The sequence below is a fragment of the Polaromonas sp. P4_F9 genome (assembly GCF_056401235.1).
In genome coordinates, this window is sequence record NZ_JBFUJT010000001.1 from 282,562 (window position 1) to 304,616 (window position 22,055).

Consider the following 22,055-nt stretch of genomic DNA (forward strand, 5'->3'; position numbering starts at 1 on the left):
GCGGCTACATATACATGCCGCCGTTGACATGAATTTCCTGCCCTGTGATGTAGGCCGCTTGCGGACTGGCCAAAAAAGCCACAGCATGCGCAATATCCTGCGGCTTGCCGAGATGGCCCAGCGGAATTTGCCCCAGCAGCGCTTTTTGCTGCTCTTCAGGCAGGCTTGCTGTCATGTCGGTCTCGATAAAGCCCGGCGCCACGCAGTTGACCGTGATGTTGCGCGAGCCCAGTTCGCGCGCCAATGCACGTGTCATGCCTGCCACACCCGCCTTGGCGGCGGCGTAATTGGACTGCCCCGCGTTGCCTGATGCACCCACCACCGACGTAATGCTGATGATGCGGCCATAACGCTGCTTCATCATGATGCGCATCACGGCGCGGCTCATGCGAAACACCGCCTTGAGATTGGTGTCGAGCACCGCATCCCAGTCGTCGTCCTTCAGGCGCATGGCCAGCATGTCACGCGTGATTCCGGCATTGTTGACCAGCACCTGCAAGCCGCCGTGTTCCCGGACGATGCTGTCTATCAACGCCTCGGCCGCCGCAGCATCATTCACATTCAGGTTCTTGCCGGCACAGCCGGGGAAAGCGGCAAGGACCTGGCTGATTTTGGCCGCACCTTCGTCACTGGTGGCCGTACCGATGACCTTCAGGCCCTTCTGGGCCAGCTCCAGCGCAATGGCGGCGCCTATGCCGCGCGACGCACCGGTGACCAGCGCAACCTGTCCTTCAAACTTGACTTCATTCATGCCAGCATCTCCTTCACGTCTGCCATTGAGGCCGGGTCAAACAGGGGCACGCCCGTCAATTCCGGGTCTATTCTTTTGACCATGCCGGCCAGCACCTTGCCCGGCCCGCACTCGACAACCGTCGTCAACCCGCGCGCCTTGATGGCCTGGACACACTCGACCCAACGCACCGGCCCGAAAGCCTGCTCATAAAGCGCCGCGCGAATGCGATCGACATCCGTCTCTACCGCCACGTCGATATTGTTGATGACGGGAATCTGCGGGGCCGCGAAATCGATGGCAGCGAGTTTTTCCCTGAGTTTCTCGGCGGCCGGTTTCATCAGGCTCGAATGAAACGGCGCCGACACTGGCAGGGGCAAGGCCCGCTTCGCGCCGTTGGCTTTCAGCACCTCGCACGCCTTGTCCACCGCAGCCTTGCTGCCCGCAATGACGGTTTGCAGGGGGTCGTTGAAATTGACGGCTTCCACCACCTCGTCGGTATTGAGCCCGAAGGTGCGGACCGCCTCGGCACAGCCTTCAATGACCCTGGCTGCGTCCATGCCCAGAATGGCCGCCATTGCACCCACACCCACGGGCACGGCGTCCTGCATGGCCTGAGCGCGAAAGCGCACCAGCGGCGCGGCCTGCGCCAGGGACAGCACCCCCGCAGCCACCAGCGCAGAATATTCGCCCAGCGAATGGCCAGCCACGGCGGCCGGCGCCGTGCCGGTTTCCGCCATCCACGCCCGGTAGGCGGCCACACCCGCCACCAGCATCACCGGCTGGGTGTTGGTCGTCAGGGCCAGGGCCTCTTTGGGGCCGTCCTTGATCAGCTGGCCGATATCCTGATCCAGGGCATCCGATGCTTCGATGAGTGTTTGCCGGACGACAGCATGGTCGCCCCAGGCGTCCAACATGCCCACCGACTGCGAACCCTGACCGGGAAAAACAATAGCGAACGATTTCAAATAATTACTCCAGTTATCAAGCGGCGAACCCTGTCAGCGCCCGCCATTCTATGAAACCCATCAGGACGGCAACCGGTCGCGCACGCCCCACCCCACCCGCCGCCATGCGGCCCGCGATTTTCGAAGCGGAAACGGCCGTCCGGTGAACGCTGCCGCGGTGGCAGGCTTGCGACCGGCAGGGCTTTCAGGGGAGCGCCTGACAACACCGCCTGCTGCGGTGCCACCGCATAGCTGACGGCAGGCAGGCGGTTGAAGATTTTCCAGCCGGTCAGGACGAAGGCCGCCACCAGCAGCAGGATTGCAATGGCATCCACACGGCCTGACGGTCTGAGACTCAAGTGGCCACCTGTCTGTCAGAAGCTGGCCGGGAAATACAGACAGCCATCTCAATAGTTGAGAAGCACTGCACCCCAGGTAAAGCCGCCGCCCACGCCTTCGAGCATGAGGGTGTCACCTTTTTTCACCTTGCCGCTGCGCACGGACGCATCCAGTGCCAGCGGGATGGATGCAGCCGAGGTGTTGCCATGCTCGTCTACCGTGACGATCAGCTTTTCCAGGGGCACCTTCAGCTTCTTCGCAGTGCTATGCATGATGCGGATGTTGGCCTGATGCGGAATCAGCCAGTCGATGTCCGTATCCAGCAAATTGGCCTTGGCCAGCGCGGCCCGGGCCGCACTTTCAAGTACACCCACGGCCAGTTTGAACACAGCCTGCCCGTCCATTTTGAGGAAGGGATCGCCCAGCACCTTGCCGCCCGACACATTGCCCGGCACGCACAGGATGCCGACATGCTTGCCGTCAGCATGCAGATCGCTGGCGAGGATACCCGGCGTCTCCGACGCTTCCAGCACCACGGCGCCAGCACCATCGCCAAACAGCACGCAGGTGGTCCTGTCGGAAAAATCCAGAATGCGCGAGAACACTTCCGCGCCAATCACCAGCGCCTTGGTGGCCGAGCCGGTTTTGATCAACGCATCGGCCACGGTCAACGCATAAACAAATCCACTGCAAACCGCCTGGACATCAAAGGCCGGGCAACCGGCAATGCCGAGTTTGTTCTGCACAATGCATGCGGCAGAGGGAAACACCATGTCTGGCGTCGACGTTGCAACGATGATCAGGTCGATGTCGGACGCCTGACGGCCTGCAGCCTCGAGCGCGTGCCGGGCAGCTTTCACGGCGAGGTCGCTGCTGGACACATCGGGTGCGGCGAAATGGCGCGCCCGGATACCGGTGCGCTCCACAATCCATTCGTCGGAAGTTTCAACGCCCTTGGTGGCCAGCTCGGCGGCCAGCTCGGCATTGGTCAGTCGGCGCGGTGGCAAATAACTACCGGTGCCAGTGATGCGTGAATAACGGGTCATTGATTAGTGTGCCGCTGTTGGGACTGCTGGGTCAACTGCCATCGAAGAAACCGCAGGCACGCCATTGTTGGCCGGTGCCGGCTGCCCCGCCACCAACAAGGGGGCGGCATGGGCGATGCGTTCGCGAACTCTCTCCAGCAAATTGTTACGAGCCGCATCATAAGCCCGATTCAGCGCCCTCTCAAAAGCAAAGGCATCTGCGGATCCATGGCTTTTGAAAACCAGGCCTTGCAGGCCCAGCAATGCGGCGCCGTTGTAACGCCTGTGGTCTACCCGGTTTTTAAATGCAGTTAGCACAGGATAGGCCACAATTGCCGCGCATTTCGTCAAAATATTGCGTGAAAACTCAGCCTTGATGAAGCCACCGATCATGCTCGCCAGCCCCTCGCTGGCTTTCAGTGCCACATTGCCGACAAAGCCATCGCACACCACGATATCGGTTGTGCCCTTGAAAATATCGTTGCCTTCAACATTTCCGTAAAAATTGAGATCACCGGAAATAGAGGCAGATCGCAGCAATTCACCGGCCTTTTTAATGGTTTCACTGCCTTTTATCGCCTCTTCACCGATATTGAGCAGTCCAACGCTAGGCGCGGGTTTACCGGAAATGGCAGCCACCAGGGCTGAACCCATGACCGCAAACTGCAGCAAATGGTCGGCCGTGCAATCCACGTTGGCGCCGAGGTCCAGCACGGTGGTGGCGCCGCCAGCGGCATTGGGCAGCTGTGTCGCAATCGCGGGCCGGTCGATGCCCTCCATGGTTTTCAGCACGTAGCGGGCAATGGCCATCAGTGCGCCGGTGTTGCCGGCCGAAACAGCGGCCTGGGCGACACCGTCCTTGACCTGGTTCATGGCCACCCGCATGGACGAGTTCTTTTTTCGCCGCAATGCGATTTCGATTGGATCGTCCATGGTGACGATCTCGCTGGCGGCAACGATTTGACAGCGGGGATGCGATTGCAGCAGGGCGTATTGCGGGTGCGCCGCCAGAACGTCTGGCTGACCCACCAGCACCACCGAGGCTTCCGGGTGGCCGCTCAAAAAGGCCAGGCTGGCGGGAACGGTCACGTCCGGGCCAACATCCCCACCCATGGCATCGACAGCGATCCTGATCATGAAAAGACCGGCGCAGTCAAAATTGAATTATGGACAAAAGAAAGGCCCGCAGTATCAGTGCGGGCCAGTACATCAAGCGCGAAATTACGCTTCGGATTTGGTTTTCAGCACCTTGCGGCCACGGTAAAAACCGGTCGGGCTGATGTGGTGGCGCAGGTGGGTTTCGCCCGTGGTGGATTCCACAGCGATGCCTGGCACGGTGAGTGCGTTGTGCGAGCGGTGCATGCCGCGCTTGGAAGGTGACTTTTTGTTCTGCTGGACGGCCATGATCCGCTCCTGAGGGGGTATAGGGTTGGTAAATTACGCGCCAGATTTTTGAATTCAGGTAGCTGGGCCTGTATGTTGGTCTACAGGGCCGCATCACTACATTGGCACGCGAAGCCTTTGATTATAGCGCGATACCGGCAATTTTGGCCATCACCCCGCCCGGCAATTCCGTGGCGGCGCATCATTCCAGTGAATTCCCGCTGCTGCAAACGCGAAATCTAATACAAATTTATTACTTTTTCTTGAGCTGCGCCAGCACAGCGAAAGGATTGGGCTTCTGGCCAGATTCGTCGGCGACGTCAGCCTCACCAGCCTGCAGCTTGGGAGCCACCGGGCATTCGCCATGCATGGGCACCAGTGGCAACGCCATCAACAACTCGTCTTCAAGCACCGCCAGCAAATCGAATTGCGGCTCCATCACCAGCAGGTCTTCTTCGGACTGATCGTCCTCGGCCATCGCAATGTCTTCGTTGGCAACAAAACGGTACCACTGATCCACCTGGACAGGGGTGACCACCGCCCCCATGCAACGCTGGCAGGTCAGCGGCACATCCGCTTGCGCTTGCAGGTGCAGCCAGACCTCGTCATCAGCCCCCGGGCGTGGCCGCAGCTCCGCCCGAGCCTCCCACTTTATAACTGACTCAGGCTCCAGCCCTTGTGTTTCCTCCACAAGGCGCTTCATATTTTGTAGCAAAGTGGTTTCGACAAGCGGCACACCATCCTGGGCGAAAGCTTGCATGTTGAGCCGGTGGGCTTGAAGAGATCTGGACATGGGTGCAGTGTAAGAGAATCGGAGCATGAACTCTGCCTCCAACCCGGTCGCCGCATCAACGGCAGCCACGGCCCTTGCGCCCACAAGCCGCCCACTGGTGCTGGGCTCGACCTCGCCCTATCGCCGCGAACTGCTGCAGCGCCTGCACCTCCCGTTTGAGGTGGCAACTCCCGACGTTGATGAGACACCGCTGCCCGGCGAAACGCCCCGCCTGCTGGCTGAACGTCTGGCACTCGCCAAGGCACGCGCGGTGRCTCGCAATTTTCCCCATGCGGTGGTGATCGGTTCCGACCAGGTGGCCGACCTGAACGGCCTGCCGCTGGGCAAACCAGGCACCCACGAACGGGCGGTTGCACAACTGCGTCAGATGCGAGGGCAAACCGTGGTGTTTCAAACGGCGGTGGCCGTGGTGTGCCTGGAAAGCGGGTTCGAGCAAAGCAGCCTGGCGGCCGTGCGGGTGACATTTCGGGACCTGAGCGATGCGGAGATTGAAAACTATCTGCGCGCCGAGCAGCCTTATGACTGTGCCGGCAGCGCAAAAAGCGAAGGGCTGGGCATCGCGCTGCTCGAATCGATTGACAACGACGACCCGACCGCACTGGTCGGCCTGCCGCTGATACGTACCTGCAAAATGATCCAGGCGGCCGGTGTGGCCCTGCTCACCGGCAGCGGGGCACAGCGATGAGCGGCGCCATGAAAGGTCGGCTTTACCTGGTGCCCGCGCCGCTTGATTTCGGCTGCGACACCCAGGCTCCGCTTCAGGACGTGATGCCCTCGGGCACGCTGCAGGTCGCAGCCCGGCTGTCCTGCTGGATTTGCGAGAACGCCAAAAGCACCCGCGCTTACCTGAAGCGCATCAACGAACAGCACCCCCTGGCGCACCCGCTGCAGTCGCTACAAATTCAGGAGCTGCCGCGTGAGGTCCACAAGAAGGGTGATCACACCGGCAACTTTGATGCGCGGCCGCTGCTCATGGCCGCGATGGAGGGCCACGACATGGGCCTGGTCAGTGAAGCCGGCATGCCGGCGATCGCCGACCCGGGCTCATCAGTGGTGCGCGCAGCGCATGACCTCGGGCTGCAGGTGGTGCCGCTGACAGGCCCCATGTCGCTGATGCTGGCGCTGGCGGCGAGCGGCCTCAATGGCCAGAACTTTGCGTTTGTCGGGTATTTGCCGCAGGACGGCGGCGAGCGGACCCAGCGCATCCGCGAACTGGAGTCGCTGGCCCTGAAAACCGGCCAGACCCAGCTTTTTATTGAAACGCCCTACCGCAATGCGGCCCTGCTGCAGGCGCTGCTGCAGACGCTGCAGGGCAATACGCGGCTGGCACTGAGCTGCGGCCTGACGCTGGACAAGGCCTCGTCGCGCAGCATGCAGGCCAGCGGCTGGAAACGCGACAAACCAGTCCTGCCGCTGGATCTGCCCACGGTTTTTTGCATAGGCCGCTGAGAAACATCTGGGGCAGCCCAAAAAAAAGCCCGCAATGCGGGCTTTTTGATTTTGGGGTGCTGCTGTTTTTTGGCGCTGCGTGATCCGAAAAGGCGCCTAACGAATGGCAGGGATGACCTTGAAGGCCTTCATGGCACCTTCGCCCATGGCCGCGCCAAACTTCTTGGCCAGGCGCTCGGCCACATTCTCGCGGCGCGTGTAGTCGATGATTTCCTCGGCCTTGACCACCTCGCGCGCCACATACTCCAGGCCGCCCAGCTGGTCAGCCAAACCCAGCTCCACCGCCTGCTGGCCGCTCCAGAACAGGCCGCTGAACATCTCCGGCATTTCCTTGAGGCGCTTGCCGCGGCCGGCTTTCACCACCGTGATGAACTGCTGGTGGATCTGGTCCAGCATGGCCTGCGCATACACGCGCTGCTTGTCGCTCTGCGGGCTGAAGGGGTCCAGAAAGCCCTTGTTCTCACCGGCCGTCAACAGCCGGCGTTCCACGCCCAGCTTGTCCATCAGGCCAGTGAAACCAAAGCCGTCCATCAACACGCCGATGCTGCCGACAATGCTGGCCTTGTCGACGTAAATCTTGTCGGCCGCCACCGCGATGTAATAAGCTGCCGATGCACAGGTTTCTTCCACCACGGCATAAACCGGCTTCTTGTGCTTGATCTTGAGGCGCAGGATTTCGTCATTCATCATGCCGGCCTGCACGGGGCTACCCCCCGGTGAGTTGATCAGCAGCACCACGGCCTTGGCGCCATCGTCTTCAAACGCGGCACGCAGCGCCGCATTGACAAACTCGGCACTGGCGTCGGCGCCGGCGGCGATTTCACCCTTGATCTCCACCACGGCCGTGTGCGGCGCGGCCGCATCGGTGGCGGGGGTACCGCGGTGCAGGAGCATCCACACCAGCACGATGAAAAACGCCAGCCAGGACAGGCGCACAAAGGCTTTCCAGCGGCGGGCAGCTTTTTGCTCATTGAGCGATGCAAACGCCAGCTTCTCCAGCGTTGCGCGCTCCCAGCCGGGAGCCAGGGACGGGTCGGCCTGAAGGGCTTTTTTCGCTCCCGCTTCAGGAGCACGATCTTCCGGATAAGGACGGGACTCCGGCTGGTTCGGCCTGAAATCCGACTCCCGCAGGAGATCAGGGGAGGTGTCGTTCGGATTGTCGGGGCGGTTGGATTCGTTCATGGTCGCTAGTTTAGAGAAGTATTAGAACTGTACCGGTCTGAGGTTGTAAGCGGAATGCCAATAAACAACCCCGTCATTTTCCGAAAGCGTGATTTTGATCAACCCGCCCTGGCAGGGGCCGCCTGCACACTGACCGGTATCGGGCCGGTAAGCCGCACCATGGCTGGCGCACAGCAGCCATTGTCCGCTGTCGTCAAACACCTGGTTGGGCTGCCAGTCGAGTTCCATGGCCACATGCGTGCAGCGGTTCAGGTAAGCACGCGGCAGACCCTCGTAACGGATGGCAAAAGCCCGGCAGGTCTGGCCCGCATAGTTGATATCGAAGGGCACTGCCTCCCCGCCTTCGACCAGGTCGCTGGCATTGCACAGGGGTAACAGCTCATCCATGGGAAGCCCTTCAGTCGCTGGTACTAGCCATTACTAGCCATTGGCCAGCAGCCAGTCATGGAGATCCTGCACCGAATGGGCCACGTGGCGCGGCGCCAGGGCCGTGAAGGCATCGGGTTCGTGCGCGCCGTAGCTCACCCCCACACTGGGGCAGGCCGCATTGAGCGCCATCTGCAGATCGTGCGTGGTGTCGCCCACCATCAGCATCCGCTGAGACGTGCAGCCGAATTCCTCCATTAGCTCATGCAGCATCCGCGGGTCGGGCTTGCCGGCCGTCTCGTCGGCCGTGCGCGAGCCGTGAAACATGCCCTTGAGTTCCGCGCTCCGCAGCGCCTCATCCAGCCCGCGCCGGGATTTTCCGGTGGCCACCGCCAGCCGGAAGCCGCGCGCCTTGAGGGCATTCAGCATCGGCAACACGCCGTCAAAGAGGATCAGGTCGTCGTAGTGGGCAGCGTAATGGTGGCGGTAACGGGCGCCCAGCTCGGGGTATTTTTCAGCGGGTACATCCGGAGCCGCATAGGCCAGCGCCTGCATCAGGCCCAAGCCGATCACATAGGCGGCCGCCTGGTCGGTGGGCACGGTGCCGCCCACATCACGCACCGCGGCCTGGATGCAGCGCACGATGATGCTGGTGGAATCGAACAGCGTGCCGTCCCAGTCAAAGGCGATCAGGTCAAAATTTCGGGTGTGCATGCCCTGATTGTCGCTGGCCCCGGCACGCCCTGCAGGGCTGGGGCCATAGCGTCACGGTTCTCAGGTGCCCTGGGGCCGGAGCGACAGGAACTGCTGCAGCTCGTCGGGCAAGGGGGTTTCCAGGTGAATGGTCTTGCGTGTCTTGGGGTGGTTGAATTTCAGGCTCCAGGCATGCAGGAACATGCGCTTGAGGGGCGCGCCCCCGGCGACGGACTTCTGCAGGGACTTGTTCAGCTCAAAGTCGCCGTATTTATCATCCCCCGCAATCGGATGGCCCTCGTTGGCCAGGTGCACGCGAATCTGGTGCGTGCGGCCGGTCTTGATGGTGACTTCGAGCAGGGTAAACGGGGTGCCCGGGGCCGCGGGAAAGGCCGCAAAGGCGGACTTTACCTTGACCAGCGTGACCGAGCGCATGCCGTCGGGATGGTCATTGGGCACCACCTTGACGCGCCGTTCGCCTTCACCAGCGCCGCCGGGCAACAGGTATTTGTGCAGCGCCTTGTCGATCACGCGGTGATTGGCAGGCCAGTTGCCGCTCACCAGCGCCAGGTAAATCTTGTCGGTTTCGCGCTCGCGGAATTGCTCCTGCAGCAGTTTCAGGGCCATGCGGCGCTTGGCGATCAGCAGGATGCCGCTGGTTTCCCGGTCCAGCCGGTGCACCAGTTCCAGGAAATCCGCCTCCGGCCGGGCCATGCGCAATTGCTCAATCACCCCAAAGCTCACACCGCTGCCGCCGTGCACGGCCACGCCGGCCGGTTTGTCGATGGCCAGCAGGAAGTCATCCTCGAAAAGAACCGGAAACTCCCGCGAGGGCGCATACCCGCCGACGGTGGAGCTGGCACCGTGGCGCGCCACCTCCTCGGCCATGGCGTGGGCCTTCTGGTCAGCCCGCTCCGAGGTCCGCACCGGCGGCAGGCGGACCACGTCGCCAGCCTCGAGGCGGGTGTCGGCCTGCGCCCTGCCCTTGTTGACCCGCACCTCGCCGCTGCGAATGATGCGGTAAACATGGGTTTTGGGCACGCCCTTGAGCTGGCGGATCAGGAAGTTGTCGAGCCGCTGGCCGGCGTAGTCTTCATCGACCATGACCAGCGTCGCCTGGGGCTGCGCCGGGGCTGCCACCTCGCGAACGACGGGACGGGACGGGGTCTGGGGCCTGGGTTGGGAGGCGGCAACAAGCGCGCGGACCGGTGCTTTAACCGGTCTCCTTGCCTTGCCTGCCGCTACCCCTATAATGTGTTTCACTAGCGATATGCTGTAAGTGGTTGATTTGTCTGGAGTTTAGTCCACCCAAGTCCGGAGCCCATCAAAAGGCTTGTTAACAAGCCGCCTACAGCCCCGCTGGAAGGTCGATGCCCTGCAGGCAATTGCCCGCAAGCGACGAGTGCCAGGCACCTCGCGGCGAGCGGATTACCGTGCAGACGAGTCGGCGTTTTGCGAATACAACTACGGAATACCATGCATTCAGCCCAAGTCACGCCAATCATCGTGCACAACAGGCTGTATGCGGATCCAGCTGAGATCAAGTCCTTTAACGGGTAGCCTTCTGATGACAACATGGGTCAGTCTGATAAATATATGCCTGCGGCGCCTTGGGGCCCTGCTTTTTGGCATAAATCAGCCTCCATCCATTGTCCAGTGGGCGCAAGCCGCTACATATTTTGTGGCAAGCACCTGTTTGACCCCTGCTCACTCCATCCACGCGCCTACGCCCAGACCACTTCGCTGACTGATTTTTCAGTCGGCCAGGGTGCGGTCAAAAGCTCTCCGGCAATTCCCCACGTTCGCACTGCGTCCCTCCGGCGTCGTTAGCCCATTTTGGGCATGTGATTGATGTTCGAGACATGACATCAAAACGAAGAACGATAAGGAAAGCTACCCATGAAACGGATGCTGGTAAATGCCACACAGGCAGAAGAACGCCGTCTGGCGATTGTCGATGGACAAAAACTCCTCGACTACGAAATTGAAATTGAAGGGCGCGAACAGCGCAAGGGCAACATCTACAAGGCCGTCGTCACCCGCGTCGAGCCTTCGCTGGAAGCCTGTTTTGTCGACTACGGTGAAGACCGCCACGGCTTCCTGCCGTTCAAGGAAATCTCCAAGCAATACTTTGCGCAAGGCGTGCCGGTCAGCCAGGCACGCATCAACGATGTGATCCGCGAAGGCCAGGAGCTGCTGGTCCAGGTGGAAAAAGAAGAGCGCGGCAATAAGGGCGCAGCCCTGACCACGTTCGTGTCGCTTGCCGGCCGCTATGTGGTCCTGATGCCCAACAACCCGCGCGGCGGTGGCGTGAGCCGCCGCATCGAAGGCGACGACCGGGCCGAGCTCAAGGAAGCGATGGACCAGCTCGAGTACCCCAACGGCATGAGCATCATCGCGCGCACCGCGGGCATCGGCCGCAGCGCGCCTGAGCTGCAGTGGGACCTGAACTACCTGCTCAAGCTCTGGACGGCCATCGATGGCGCCGGCAAGGGCGGCAAGGGCGCTTTCCTGATTTACCAGGAATCCAGCCTGGTGATCCGCGCCATCCGCGACTACTTCAACAGCGACATCGGCGACATCCTGTTCGACACCGACGACGTCTACGAGCAGGCCCGCCAGTTCATGGCGCATGTGATGCCCGAGCATGAGCACCGCGTCAAGCGCTACCGCGATGACGCACCGCTGTTCTCGCGCTTCCAGATCGAGCACCAGATCGAATCGGCCTACGCCCGCACCGTACAACTGCCTTCCGGCGGCGCCATCGTGATCGACCACACCGAAGCGCTGGTCTCGGTCGACGTCAACTCGGCCCGCGCCATCAAGGGCGGCGACATTGAAGAAACCGCCACGCGCACCAACCTGGAAGCCGCCGACGAAGTCGCGCGCCAGATGCGCCTGCGCGACCTGGGTGGCCTGATCGTCATCGACTTCATCGACATGGAAGAGTCGCGCAACCGCCGCGATGTGGAAAACCGCCTGCGCGATGCGCTGCGGCAAGACCGCGCACGCGTGCAGTTCGGCACCATCAGCAAATTCGGCCTGATGGAAATGAGCCGACAACGGCTGCGGCCTGCCTTGTCGGAAGGTGCATCGATTCCCTGCCCGCGCTGCGGCGGCTCCGGCCATATCCGCGACACGGAAAGCTCGGCACTGCAGATCCTGCGCGTCATCCAGGAAGAGTCCCTGAAAGACAGCACGGCTTCGGTGCTGTGCCAGGTGCCGGTGGATGTGGCGTCTTTCCTGCTCAACGAAAAACGCTCCGAAATCGGCAAGATCGAGCTCAAGCAGCGCATCAATGTGCTGCTGGTTCCCAACAAGACACTGGAGACGCCGAACTACCGCCTGGAACGCCTCAAGCACGACGATCCGCGCCTGGACAATATCGAAGCGAGCTACAAGCTGGCCGACGAGGTGGAAGACCCGACGACGGTGACCCGCCGCAGCCAGGAAAAACACAACAAGCAGGAACCTGTGATCAAGGGCGTACTGCCCGATGCGCCTGCGCCGATTGCCCCACCCAAGCCCGAACCGGTAGCCCCTGCGGCCAAAGTGGCACCCCGCCCTGCGCCGGCAGCGCCCGCCCACGTGGCGGCCGAAAAAGGCTTCTTTGGCTGGATCAAGAGCCTGTTCGGCGGCGCCGAGGCACCGGCTGCTGCGCCTGCCATTGAAGTGAAAAAAGAAGAGCGTGGCGGCGACGCACGACGTGATGGACGTGGCGAACGCGGCGAGCGAGGTGAACGTTCAGAGCGCGGTGGCCGCGATGGCCGCCGTGGTGGTCGCAGTCGTGGTGAAGGACGTGGCGAGGCTCGCCCGGAGGGCCGCCCCGAAGGCCGTGGCGACCGTACCGAGGGCCGCGGCGGCGAACGCCGTGAACGCAGTCCCGAAGCACGCGGCGAAGGCGCACGCCAGGAGCGTCCCGCCGGCGAAGTGCGCGCTGAAGCCCGCACTGAAAATCGCGGCGAAGGCCAGCCCCGCGGCGAAAGCCGTGAAGGGCGTGAGGGTCGCGGCGAAGGTCGCGGTGACCGCAACCGCCGCGAGCGCGGCGAACGCGGGGACCGCATCCCGCGCGATGCGGTAGAGCAGGACCTCGCACTGGCCAACCAGGCCGCCATGGCTGCAGCCATGGGTGGCGATGCTGCCGTGCAAGGCCAGGACAGGCCCGCCCCGGAAGCCGGCCGTGACGGCGACCGCCAGCAGGGCGGCCGCGAAGGACGGGGCGAAGGCCGCCGTGAACGCGGCGAACGGGGTGGTGAACGCGGTGGCCGCCGCAATGACCGCCGCGGCGAGCGCACCGAGGGCCAGGGCCCGGCCCCGGCCCCCGAGGCGGCTGGCAACCTCGTGAATGCTGAAGCCGCGCCTATGGCCGCCGCTGCACTCGACGAGACCGGCCAGGGCGTCAACCCGGCAGACGAGCAGCGTCAGCCCCGTGAACGCCGCAGCCGCGACCGCTACGGCCGCGACCGGCGCGAGCGTGGCGAGGAGCGCGGTGAAAACGGCGAGCGCAGCGAGCAGCCCGCCGAGGGCGCCGCCGCACCCGCCGGCTCAGCGCCAGATCAGGTGCCAGCCCAGGAAGAGCGTGCGCCAGTCGCTGCTGCATTTGTAGCACCGACGACCCCTTCGGCAACCGTTCCAGTTGCGGTTCCGGCTCAGGCTCCCGCGCCTGCCTACACGGCGCCAGTCGCTGTTGTCGCACCAGTGGCTGCGCCCGTGCCGGTACCTGCGCCCGCAGCCGGTATCACGCTGCCCAAGGTCCAGGCCTACGCCCTGCCCCTGCAGGACCTGGCCCAGGTGGCCGAGTCTTCAGGCCTGCAGTGGGTCAACTCCGATGCGGCCAAGATTGCCGAGGTGCAAGCCGCCATCGCAGCTGAAATCAAACCGCTGCATGTGCCGCGCGAGCGCCCACCCCTGGCGGTTTCCGATGAAGGTCCACTGGTGCTGGTGGAGACCAAACGCGATCTTGGCTCGATGACGCTGCCCTTTGAAAACCCGGCCGCCTGATGGACTGACGGGCAATCACCCCCCATGAAAAAGGCCCCGCACGCGGGGCCTTTTCTTTGCCTGTCCACTTTGCCTGTCCAGCTTCTTGCGCCGGTATTCCGTGAAGTTTTGTGCTGCGCCCTGCACAGACAGCAGCGCCTGGCCGCAGAGTCCTTGCGCTTCTACTCTAATTAAGCTGTGCAGCGCGCTTGTAGGCCTGGGCCGCCGCCGGCTCATCCTCACGCTGCTCAGCCAGCACCGCCAGTGCACGCCAGGCATTGCGGTGTAGCGTGGCATCCTGCAGGCCCATGGCGGCTTGCGACAGCAGCTGGCGGGCCTTGCCCCACAGTTGGCGGTTCAGGCAGGCCATGCCGGCCAGGTACTGCAAATTGGCGTCGCGCGGCCGGCTGAGCTGCGCCGTTTCGATACGGGCCAGCCAGGCCGCGTCCAGGGAGTCCAGGCCAGCTTCCAGCACCGTGATCAGCTTGATGCGAAGGTTGTCGCCGATCTCCGAACGCGGCTCCATCATGCGGTCCCACACCTGCAGCAGCCAGGCGCGCGCCAGCCCGGCATCGCCGTGCAGCGCCATCAGCCGCGATGCCGCATGCACCACCAGCTCAGGCATGGCCCGCTCGCTCTCGTCCAGCGAAAACCAGGCTTGCTGCAACTGCGCCGGATCGTGCGCGTCGTTCAGCAACTCCAGTGCCAGGCCACGCACAATGCTTTGCGCCGCCGCCTGTGAAAAAGCACGGTGCTTGGCCAGCAGGCGGGCGGTGTCCAGCGCCAGCAAGGTCTGCTTGACCTGACGGGTGGCGCGCAGCTTCATGCGCAGGGCCAGGGTGCGCCGCGCGGCGCCCTGGGGCAACTGCGTCAGCCACTCGAGTGCAGCGCCGGCATCACGGTCTTCCAGCGCCCAGCGTGCCGCACGGAGCTGCACACCCTCGCGCACTTCCTGCGCATGGCGCTGGGCCGCGCTTTGCAGCGCCAGCTGCAGGTGCTGGTCGCGCAAGGCACTGTTTTGCAGGGACTGCGCGCTTTCCGCTACCAGCAGGTGGGCCAGCGATCGCAATTGCGTGGACCGGCTGGCGCTGTGGCCGGTCACGTGGCCCGATTGATCGGTGAGCAGGCCCAGGCTTTTTTCCTGCACCAGGGCGTTTTGCGCCGACTTGGTGGCGCGGATGTAGCGCCCCGCCAGCAGGTTCGCCAGCGAGTCCATCAGGGAGCCGTACATGGCACGCTCTTTCTGCTGGGCGCGCCAGCGCCGCGCTTCCAGCGGCAGGGCAAACAGGGCCGACATGGCGCGCAGGGCACCGTACAGCAGCATGAAAAAGCCTGCCAGTACCAGCACCATCAGGTTGAAGGAAACATCAAGCCGGTGCGGCGGCCAGAAGACAGTGACCACCGCCTGGTTGTTGCCCGCAAACAGGGCCACAGCCACGGCGACACCAAACAGGGCCACAAGCCAGAGGGCGGCGCGCATCGTTGGCTCCCTGTCCTTAACGCTTAACGGCCTGCAGCCGCGGTGGCCAGTGCAGACATGGTTTCGTCCAGGCGGGGCAGCTCGCTGGTTTTGAGCTGGCCCTGCACCTGTTGCAGCAACTGGGCCGCCACCTGGGTCTTGCGCGAAGCAGGGTCAAAGTATTTACCCAGCCAGGCGTTGGCGCTCAGCAAGTCCGCGCGCGCGGCTTCCGTCTGGCGTGACAGCAGGCCAAGGCGCGCATTGAGCAGCTTGAGCTTGAGGTTTTCACGCAGGAAAAACGACTGTTCGGGAGAAAGCAGTGCCGCCTCAGGCTGCTCGATGCGGCTCACGCGCAAGAGCTTGCGGGCTTCTTCGCGCAGGTTGTCGAGCGTCCGCTGCGCCCAGGTATTGAGCACCAGCTTGTCAAACACCAGCAGCGAGTGCTGGGGCGTGGAGGCGCCGGTGTGCGGGACCGAAGCCGCCCCGGCGAGGCCATTCGCCCCGCGCACAGGCGCCGCAGCCACCATGGCATTGGCCAGCGGCAAGTCGTCGGCCAGGCGGACCAGTTCGTCGAGCTTGAGCAGCAGCACGGGCACATCGGTCAGGCTGGCCGCCTTGATACGGTCCATGTCCCGGGAGATGGCGCGCTGCAAGGGGTTCAGGCGGGGCTGGGCGGCGCGCGCCAGGCGCTGCTCGGCCGACTTGAGCGCGGCAAGCAGCGGCTCGGCGCTGCCGGTGAGCTGGGCCTGCTGCTGGGCCAGCCGCAACGCAGACTCCATATCCACCACCAGATTTTCATCCCGCGAGCGTGACAGACTCTGCATCAGCTCTTCAAGTTGCGTGCGCTGCAGGCTGACTTCGCTGATGCGGGTTTCCTGCAGGGCCACCCGGGCCGACAGCTCCCGCGCGCCTTCCTGGGCCTGCCGGGCCAGCGTGCGCGCTTCAATCGCCTGCGCACCCGACTCCGTGCTGCGGCGGGCGAGTTCTTCCTGGATATTGCCGAGCTTTTGCCAGAGGAGCCCGCTGGCGAGCAAGCCGGCCGCCGCCAGCACCGCCACCAGGAGCGCCCATTTGCGGGGCACCACCCAGGAGGTATTGTTGGCCCCCACGCTTGTCGCTTCGCGTACTGCGCTGCCCCCCGGGGGGGCTGAACTTGCTCGGGGCGGCCCTTCGCTGCGTTCGGCGTCTGACGCGCGCTCCAGCACAGACTCGCTGTCGGGAACGGGTTGTTGGGGCTGGGCGGGATGGCTGCTGTCGCTCATGGATGAAGTGATTCTATCGAGCGGACAACGGCCTTGATGTCGTTCAGCGCCGGACGTGACTCCACAACAACACCCCAGCCCGCAGCACGCACGGTATCGGCAATGCGCGGATGCGTGGCCACGGCGCGCGCGTGGCGCCAGTCCATCGCCGGCAGGCTGGCCAGGTTGGCCACCGCTTCTGAACTGCTGAACAGCCAGACCGAGCCATCGGTGCTGGCAGCCCTGGCACGCCGCAGCTGCGCTTCGGTCAGCACCGGCGCACGGCGCTGGTACACCGCCAGGAAATCCACCTGTGCGCCCGCCGCTTCCCACTGGCGTGCCAGCCAGTCCCGGCCCGGCGAGCCTGTGCCCTCGCTCGCCGCACCGACGCTGTGCCCGCGCACGATCAGCACCCGGCGGCCCTGCCAGCGGCGCGGGCCCACCACCTGCCACAGGGCTTGCGAATCAAACTGGCTGGCATCCGGCGCCGGCGCATCGATCTGCGCCGCGGGAACGCCGGCGGCAAGCAGTGCARCCACCGTGCCCGGCCCCGGCGCCATGAAGCGCAGGTCGGGCAATGGCCGGCTTAAGACCGAATTCGCTATGTTATTAATAGCTGATTGTTCAACGAATTCAAGGCTAACAGCCGAATTTCCCCTGAAAAAATGCTCTACCGCATTGGCACTGACAAACATGCAGGCAGCGTAGCTGTCCAGCGTTTGCCAGGCCTGCTCCAGCGCCTGCAGGTCCGAAAGCCTGCTGGCCGGTGCAATGTCAATCAGGGGCAGAGCCTCGGCCTCGATGCCGCTCTGCTGGAGCTGCTGCACCCAGTGCTGCGCATCGCGAGCGGGCCGGGTCACAATGACGCGGACAGGGCGGGGAATGCTCACTCGGCCCCCGGCGTCAGGTGTCGGAAGATGTGTTGGTGGCCCAGACCGCGCCGCCGGCACGCAGCTGCGCCGCCACCGCTTCGCCCAGCGCCTCGGCCTCGGAAAAACTGCGCACTACCGCTGTTTTTTGCACCCGCACCAGCGGGGCCAATGGTCGGCCGGCCGGAGCCTCGGCGGTGGCCGGATCGCCCCAGGCCGCATGGAGCTGCATGCCTTCAGCGGCCGGACCCTGGGTGTAGGCGGCCAGCGGCATGGAGCAGCTGCCGCCCATGGCGCGCGAGACGGTGCGCTCAGCCGTCACCGCCAGCCAGGTCGGCTGATGGGCCAGCGTTCCGAGGGCCTGCATCAAATCACTGCGGTCGGCCCGCACCTCAATGCCCAGCGCGCCTTGCCCCGCGGCCGGCAGCATGTCGGCGGGCGCAAAGATGCTGCGAATGCGCGCCTCAAGGCCCAGCCGCTTGAGCCCGGCCGCCGCCAGCACGATGGCGTGGTAGTGGCCCTCGTCGAGCTTGCGCAGGCGTGTGTCGAGATTACCGCGCAGCGGCTCGATTTTCAGGTCAGGCCGCAGCGCTTTAAGCAGCACCAGCCGGCGCAGGCTGGAGGTTCCGACCACTGCGCCCTGCGGGAGGTCGGCCAGCGAAGCAAACTGGCTGGAGACAAAGGCGTCGTGCGGATCTTCGCGCTCCAGCACGCAGGCCAGCGCGAAGCCTTCGGGCAGATCCATGGGCACGTCCTTGAGCGAATGCACGGCCAGGTCGGCCCGGCCTTCGCTGAGGGCAATTTCGAGCTCCTTGACAAACAGGCCCTTGCCGCCGACCTTGCTCAGGGAACGGTCCAGGATCTGGTCGCCCTGGGTCGTCATGCCCAGCAGTTCCACCTGCCAGCCCAGACGCGATTCGAGCAGGGCCTTGACATGCCCGGCCTGCCACAGGGCCAGCCGGCTTTCGCGCGTGGCGATGACGATTTTTTGGGGGGCAAGCGGGTTGCCGGGTTGAAACGCTGCAGACACTCGTAACCTGTTCGTAATCCTTGGGGGAAAGTGAATGCTAGCATGCGGGGTTCAAGAACAGGTCCAGAACCAGAGGGCAGAGATGGTCATTTCAGCACGCGCCAGGAAGGTCAATGAGAACGCCAAAGACGGCACCACCACCGGCAAGGCCTCCACCCGGTCCCGGGACAACGAACGCCCGCTGGTGGAAGACATCCGCCTGCTGGGCCGTATCCTGGGAGACGTGATTCGCGAGCAGGAAGGGGTCATCGCCTACGAACTGATCGAGCAGGTACGCAAGCTTTCGGTGGCTTTTCGGCGCGATGCCGACCAGGAAGCCGACAAGGCGCTCAAGAAGCTGCTCAAGGGCCTCAGCGGCGAGCAGACCGTCAGCGTCATCCGGGCCTTTACCTACTTCAGCCACCTGGCCAACCTGGCGGAAGACCGCCACCATATCCGCCGCCGCGCCGTCCACGAGCGCGCGGGCGACACCCAGGAAGGCAGCATCGAAGTAGCGCTGGCCCGCCTGCGCTGGGCGGGGATATCCCCCAAAACCATCGCCAGCACACTGGCCCACAGTTTCGTGTCGCCGGTGCTCACCGCCCACCCCACCGAAGTGCAGCGCAAAAGCATTCTGGATGCCGAACGCGACATTGCGCAGCTGCTGACCGCGCGCGATGACATCAAGGCGCTGGCGCAGGCCACCAACGCCGCGAAGGACGCCCTCACGCCCCGCGAGCTGGCGGCCAACGAAGCCCAGTTGCGCGCCCGCGTGATGCAGTTGTGGCAAACGCGCCTGCTGCGCTTTTCCAAGCTCACGGTGGCCGACGAGATCGAAAACGCGCTGAGCTACTACGAGGCCACCTTCCTGCGCGAAATCCCCAAGCTCTACGCCAACCTGGAGCGCGAGCTGGGCAACCAGCCGGTGCACAGCTTCCTGCGCATGGGGCAGTGGATAGGCGGCGACCGCGATGGCAATCCGAATGTCAGTGCGGACACGCTCAACTACGCGCTGGCACGGCAGGCCGAAGTGGCCCTGCGCCACTACCTGACCGAAGTCCACTACCTGGGCGGCGAGCTGTCGCTGTCAGCCATGCTGGTGGAGGTCAGCCCGGGCATGCAGGCCCTGGCTGAAAGCTCGCCGGACACCAACGAACACCGCAAGGACGAGCCCTATCGCCGTGCCCTGACCGGCGTGTACGCCCGGCTGGCCGCCACCCTGAAGGATCTGACGGGTGGCGAGGCCGCCCGCCACGCCGTGGCGCCGCAGAACGCCTATGCCCGGGCCGAAGATTTCCTGGCGGACCTGCGCACGATTGAAGCGTCGCTGAAGTCAAATCACGGCGAGGCGCTGGTGGCCCAGCGCCTGCATCCGCTGATCCGGGCGGTCGAAGTGTTTGGTTTTCACCTGGCGACGGTGGACCTGCGCCAGAGCTCCGACAAACACGAGGAAGTAGTGGCCGAACTGCTGGCCGTGGCGCGCATCGAACCCCGCTACGCCAGCCTGGACGAAGCCGCAAAGCGCGCGCTGCTGATCCGCCTGCTCAACGACGCGCGACCCCTGCGCGTGATCGGCACCGCCTACTCGGCGCATGCGCAGAGCGAGCTGGCCATCTTTGAAGCCGCACGCACCGCGCGCGCGCGCTTTGGCAAGGAAGCCATACGCCACTACATCATCAGCCACACCGAAACCGTGAGCGATTTGCTGGAAGTGCTGCTGCTGCAAAAAGAAGTCGGGCTGATGCATGGCATTCTCAATGACCCCCACGCTGGTCACTCCGTGTACGGCGCTGCCCCCCAGGGGGGCGCTTGCGCCTTGGGGCGGCCCGGCGACGCGACGTGCGACAACGGCGCCACCAACGACCTGATCGTGGTGCCGCTGTTTGAAACCATCGAAGACCTGCGCAATGCCGCGCCCATCATGCGCGAGTTCTACGCGCTGCCGGGGATCGCCCAGCTGGTGCAACGCAGTGGCGCCGAGCAGGACATCATGCTCGGCTATTCCGACAGCAACAAGGACGGCGGCATCTTCACCAGCAACTGGGAGCTGTACCGCGCCGAGATCGCGCTGGTCGAGCTGTTCGACCAGCTGGCGAACTCGCACAACATCCAGTTGCGCATGTTCCATGGCCGCGGCGGCACGGTAGGCCGGGGCGGTGGCCCGAGCTACCAGGCCATCCTGGCGCAGCCCCCGGGCACGGTGCGCGGGCAGATCCGCCTGACCGAGCAGGGCGAGGTCATCGGCTCCAAATACGCCAACCCGGAAATCGGCCGGCGCAATCTTGAAACCCTGGTGGCGGCCACGCTGGAAGCCACGCTCCTGCAACCGACCAAACCGGCGACCAAGGCCTTTTTGCAGGCGGCTGCCGAGTTGTCACAGGCCAGCATGGCCGCCTACCGCGCGCTGGTCTACGAAACACCAGGTTTCAACGAGTACTTTTTTGGCGCCACACCGATCCGGGAGATTGCCGAACTCAATATCGGCTCTCGCCCCGCATCGCGCAAGGCTTCGCAGAAAATTGAAGACCTGCGCGCCATTCCGTGGGGCTTCAGCTGGGGCCAGTGCCGCCTGACCCTGCCCGGCTGGTATGGCTTTGGCGCCGCCATTGAAAAAATGCTCGACGCGGGCGGCACACCCGCCACCCGCAAGGAAACGCTGGCCCTGCTGCAAAAAATGTACAAGCAGTGGCCTTTCTTTCGCACCCTGCTGAGCAACATGGACATGGTGCTGGCCAAAAGTGATCTGGCGCTGGCGTCGCGCTACGCCGAGCTGGTGGGTGACGCCCGGCTGCGCAAGAAGGTTTTCACCGCGATCGAGGCAGAGTGGCACCGTACCGCGGAAGCGCTGACGCTGATCACCGGTGAAAAACAGCGGCTGGCCGGCAATGCCGCGCTGCAGCGCTCGATTCGCCACCGTTTCCCCTACATTGACCCCCTGCACCATCTGCAGGTCGAGCTGGTGCGGCGCTACCGCGAAGGCAAGGCCGACCAGAAAGTGCAAACCGGCATCCATATTTCGATCAACGGGATTGCGGCCGGATTGCGCAACACGGGCTGATTTTGGGGTTTACCGGACCTACCCTCCCTACCTGACCTGACCGCCCTGACCGACGCACCGTTTCCCACCCCCGCCGGACCAGGCGGATAGGGGCGCAGGGGTATTCTGGCGCGCCTGCAGAAGGCCGGTAGCAAGCCCTGTTGCAGTAGGCCCTGTAGGCATTGTCCTAGCCAAACTCCGGAGTCGTCTGATGTCTTTTCGGGGCGCCCCCGCTTAGCATGGGTGTTAGCCATGGAAAATCCGCGTGCGTTTCGCTGCGCGGTGACTATCCATACTCATCCCCCGGAGCGCAACAATCATGACGACCCTTGAGATCATGGCCGATTCGTCGTCGGCCCGCACCACCGATTTTGTGTCCGCGGACGCCGCCAACCTGGCGTCCCACATGAGTCACTGCGCCAGCTCACGCAGCCGTTTCTTTGCCTTGCATTCGGCACTTCAATCCATTCATGGCTTGGTGAGCCCGCGCATTGTCACGGTCTCGGCAGTGTTGGCAATCTGCCTCGGCCTGCTTGTCGTTGTAGCCTGAGCG

20 protein-coding genes are annotated in these 22,055 nt (G+C 64.0%); 5 read left to right on the forward strand and 15 right to left on the reverse strand.

The window, feature by feature from the left end:
* Positions 1-4: 4 nt before the first annotated feature.
* The 7 genes from fabG to AC1DUB_RS01390 form a co-directional block, all read right to left on the reverse strand.
* Positions 5-751, reverse strand: a complete 747-nt coding sequence (gene fabG / locus AC1DUB_RS01360) for a 3-oxoacyl-ACP reductase FabG (protein WP_477727963.1) — start codon at positions 749-751, stop codon at positions 5-7.
* Positions 748-1,698, reverse strand: coding sequence for an ACP S-malonyltransferase (gene fabD, locus AC1DUB_RS01365; RefSeq protein ID WP_477727964.1), 951 nt, complete (start codon positions 1,696-1,698; stop codon positions 748-750). The genes fabG and fabD overlap by 4 nt, the downstream gene beginning before the upstream one ends.
* The gene (locus tag AC1DUB_RS01370) at positions 1,695-2,012 is read right to left on the reverse strand and encodes a hypothetical protein (RefSeq protein WP_477727965.1); all 318 of its coding nucleotides are present in this window, start codon (positions 2,010-2,012) and stop codon (positions 1,695-1,697) included. Before AC1DUB_RS01370 ends, fabD begins: the two co-directional genes overlap by 4 nt.
* Positions 2,013-2,084: 72 nt before the next feature.
* Positions 2,085-3,062, reverse strand: coding sequence for a beta-ketoacyl-ACP synthase III (locus AC1DUB_RS01375; RefSeq protein ID WP_477727966.1), 978 nt, complete (start codon positions 3,060-3,062; stop codon positions 2,085-2,087).
* 3 nt (positions 3,063-3,065) lie between these two features.
* The gene (plsX, locus tag AC1DUB_RS01380; protein WP_477720302.1) at positions 3,066-4,178 is read right to left on the reverse strand and encodes a phosphate acyltransferase PlsX; all 1,113 of its coding nucleotides are present in this window, start codon (positions 4,176-4,178) and stop codon (positions 3,066-3,068) included.
* Between the two features lie 84 nt (positions 4,179-4,262).
* On the reverse strand, positions 4,263-4,445 hold the full coding sequence (gene rpmF, locus AC1DUB_RS01385; protein WP_007873878.1) for a 50S ribosomal protein L32: 183 nt from the start codon (positions 4,443-4,445) through the stop codon (positions 4,263-4,265).
* A gap of 232 nt (positions 4,446-4,677) precedes the next feature.
* The gene (locus tag AC1DUB_RS01390) at positions 4,678-5,127 is read right to left on the reverse strand and encodes a YceD family protein (protein WP_477721947.1); all 450 of its coding nucleotides are present in this window, start codon (positions 5,125-5,127) and stop codon (positions 4,678-4,680) included.
* Between the two features lie 115 nt (positions 5,128-5,242).
* Between AC1DUB_RS01390 and AC1DUB_RS01395 the strand changes: the two genes are divergently transcribed.
* Together AC1DUB_RS01395 and AC1DUB_RS01400 are read left to right on the forward strand one after the other, a co-directional pair.
* Positions 5,243-5,902, forward strand: a complete 660-nt coding sequence (locus AC1DUB_RS01395; protein ID WP_477727967.1) for a Maf family nucleotide pyrophosphatase — start codon at positions 5,243-5,245, stop codon at positions 5,900-5,902.
* Entirely contained in the window at positions 5,899-6,666 is a 768-nt protein-coding gene (locus AC1DUB_RS01400; RefSeq protein WP_477727968.1) for an SAM-dependent methyltransferase, read from the forward strand. Before AC1DUB_RS01395 ends, AC1DUB_RS01400 begins: the two co-directional genes overlap by 4 nt.
* A 96-nt stretch (positions 6,667-6,762) precedes the next feature.
* Here the strand turns inward: AC1DUB_RS01400 and AC1DUB_RS01405 are convergent, their stop codons facing one another.
* Genes AC1DUB_RS01405 through AC1DUB_RS01420 form a run of 4 tightly spaced genes read right to left on the reverse strand, consistent with a single transcriptional unit; the run spans position 6,763 to position 10,170 of the window.
* Complete coding sequence (locus tag AC1DUB_RS01405; protein ID WP_477720306.1) at positions 6,763-7,848, reverse strand: S49 family peptidase; 1,086 nt, start codon at positions 7,846-7,848, stop codon at positions 6,763-6,765.
* A 21-nt stretch (positions 7,849-7,869) separates the two neighbouring features.
* Positions 7,870-8,235 carry a Rieske (2Fe-2S) protein gene (locus tag AC1DUB_RS01410; protein ID WP_477727969.1) on the reverse strand — a complete coding sequence of 122 codons (366 nt, stop codon included), beginning with the start codon at positions 8,233-8,235 and terminating at the stop codon, positions 7,870-7,872.
* A 33-nt stretch (positions 8,236-8,268) separates the two neighbouring features.
* Complete coding sequence (locus tag AC1DUB_RS01415) at positions 8,269-8,928, reverse strand: HAD family hydrolase (protein WP_477727970.1); 660 nt, start codon at positions 8,926-8,928, stop codon at positions 8,269-8,271.
* Positions 8,929-8,988: 60 nt separating this feature from the next.
* Positions 8,989-10,170 carry an RluA family pseudouridine synthase gene (locus AC1DUB_RS01420; RefSeq protein ID WP_477727971.1) on the reverse strand — a complete coding sequence of 394 codons (1,182 nt, stop codon included), beginning with the start codon at positions 10,168-10,170 and terminating at the stop codon, positions 8,989-8,991.
* 636 nt (positions 10,171-10,806) lie between these two features.
* Between AC1DUB_RS01420 and AC1DUB_RS01425 the strand changes: the two genes are divergently transcribed.
* Positions 10,807-13,908 (forward strand): Rne/Rng family ribonuclease, encoded by a 3,102-nt coding sequence (locus tag AC1DUB_RS01425; protein WP_477727972.1) that lies wholly within the window; start codon positions 10,807-10,809, stop codon positions 13,906-13,908.
* Between the two features lie 166 nt (positions 13,909-14,074).
* On the opposite strand, the gene AC1DUB_RS01430 is transcribed toward AC1DUB_RS01425, so the two are convergent.
* Genes AC1DUB_RS01430 through hemC form a run of 4 tightly spaced genes read right to left on the reverse strand, consistent with a single transcriptional unit; the run spans position 14,075 to position 18,486 of the window.
* Entirely contained in the window at positions 14,075-15,367 is a 1,293-nt protein-coding gene (locus AC1DUB_RS01430; RefSeq protein WP_477727973.1) for a heme biosynthesis HemY N-terminal domain-containing protein, read from the reverse strand.
* Positions 15,368-15,390: 23 nt separating this feature from the next.
* The gene (locus AC1DUB_RS01435; protein ID WP_477727974.1) at positions 15,391-16,608 is read right to left on the reverse strand and encodes a uroporphyrinogen-III C-methyltransferase; all 1,218 of its coding nucleotides are present in this window, start codon (positions 16,606-16,608) and stop codon (positions 15,391-15,393) included.
* Positions 16,605-17,477: a uroporphyrinogen-III synthase gene (locus AC1DUB_RS01440; RefSeq protein WP_477727975.1), complete on the reverse strand. Its 873-nt coding sequence runs from the start codon at positions 17,475-17,477 to the stop codon at positions 16,605-16,607. Before AC1DUB_RS01440 ends, AC1DUB_RS01435 begins: the two co-directional genes overlap by 4 nt.
* A 13-nt stretch (positions 17,478-17,490) precedes the next feature.
* Complete coding sequence (hemC, locus tag AC1DUB_RS01445) at positions 17,491-18,486, reverse strand: hydroxymethylbilane synthase (protein WP_477727976.1); 996 nt, start codon at positions 18,484-18,486, stop codon at positions 17,491-17,493.
* Between the two features lie 82 nt (positions 18,487-18,568).
* Here hemC and ppc point away from each other — a divergent pair, with 82 nt between their 5' ends.
* Positions 18,569-21,523 (forward strand): phosphoenolpyruvate carboxylase, encoded by a 2,955-nt coding sequence (ppc, locus tag AC1DUB_RS01450; RefSeq protein ID WP_477727977.1) that lies wholly within the window; start codon positions 18,569-18,571, stop codon positions 21,521-21,523.
* Positions 21,524-21,821: 298 nt separating this feature from the next.
* Positions 21,822-22,052 carry a hypothetical protein gene (locus AC1DUB_RS01455; RefSeq protein WP_477727978.1) on the forward strand — a complete coding sequence of 77 codons (231 nt, stop codon included), beginning with the start codon at positions 21,822-21,824 and terminating at the stop codon, positions 22,050-22,052.
* The last annotated feature ends 3 nt before the right edge of the window (positions 22,053-22,055 follow it).

Coding starts and splice junctions, on each gene's coding strand:
- fabG (WP_477727963.1), bottom strand. CDS start 751: ATGAATGAAGTCAAGTTTGAAGGACAGGTTGCGCTGGTCACCGGTGCG.
- AC1DUB_RS01375 (WP_477727966.1), bottom strand. CDS start 3,062: ATGACCCGTTATTCACGCATCACTGGCACCGGTAGTTATTTGCCACCG.
- plsX (WP_477720302.1), bottom strand. CDS start 4,178: ATGATCAGGATCGCTGTCGATGCCATGGGTGGGGATGTTGGCCCGGAC.
- rpmF (WP_007873878.1), bottom strand. CDS start 4,445: ATGGCCGTCCAGCAGAACAAAAAGTCACCTTCCAAGCGCGGCATGCAC.
- AC1DUB_RS01390 (WP_477721947.1), bottom strand. CDS start 5,127: ATGAAGCGCCTTGTGGAGGAAACACAAGGGCTGGAGCCTGAGTCAGTT.
- AC1DUB_RS01400 (WP_477727968.1), top strand. CDS start 5,899: ATGAGCGGCGCCATGAAAGGTCGGCTTTACCTGGTGCCCGCGCCGCTT.
- AC1DUB_RS01405 (WP_477720306.1), bottom strand. CDS start 7,848: ATGAACGAATCCAACCGCCCCGACAATCCGAACGACACCTCCCCTGAT.
- AC1DUB_RS01410 (WP_477727969.1), bottom strand. CDS start 8,235: ATGGATGAGCTGTTACCCCTGTGCAATGCCAGCGACCTGGTCGAAGGC.
- AC1DUB_RS01415 (WP_477727970.1), bottom strand. CDS start 8,928: ATGCACACCCGAAATTTTGACCTGATCGCCTTTGACTGGGACGGCACG.
- AC1DUB_RS01425 (WP_477727972.1), top strand. CDS start 10,807: ATGAAACGGATGCTGGTAAATGCCACACAGGCAGAAGAACGCCGTCTG.
- AC1DUB_RS01430 (WP_477727973.1), bottom strand. CDS start 15,367: ATGCGCGCCGCCCTCTGGCTTGTGGCCCTGTTTGGTGTCGCCGTGGCT.
- AC1DUB_RS01435 (WP_477727974.1), bottom strand. CDS start 16,608: ATGAGCGACAGCAGCCATCCCGCCCAGCCCCAACAACCCGTTCCCGAC.
- ppc (WP_477727977.1), top strand. CDS start 18,569: ATGGTCATTTCAGCACGCGCCAGGAAGGTCAATGAGAACGCCAAAGAC.
- AC1DUB_RS01455 (WP_477727978.1), top strand. CDS start 21,822: ATGACGACCCTTGAGATCATGGCCGATTCGTCGTCGGCCCGCACCACC.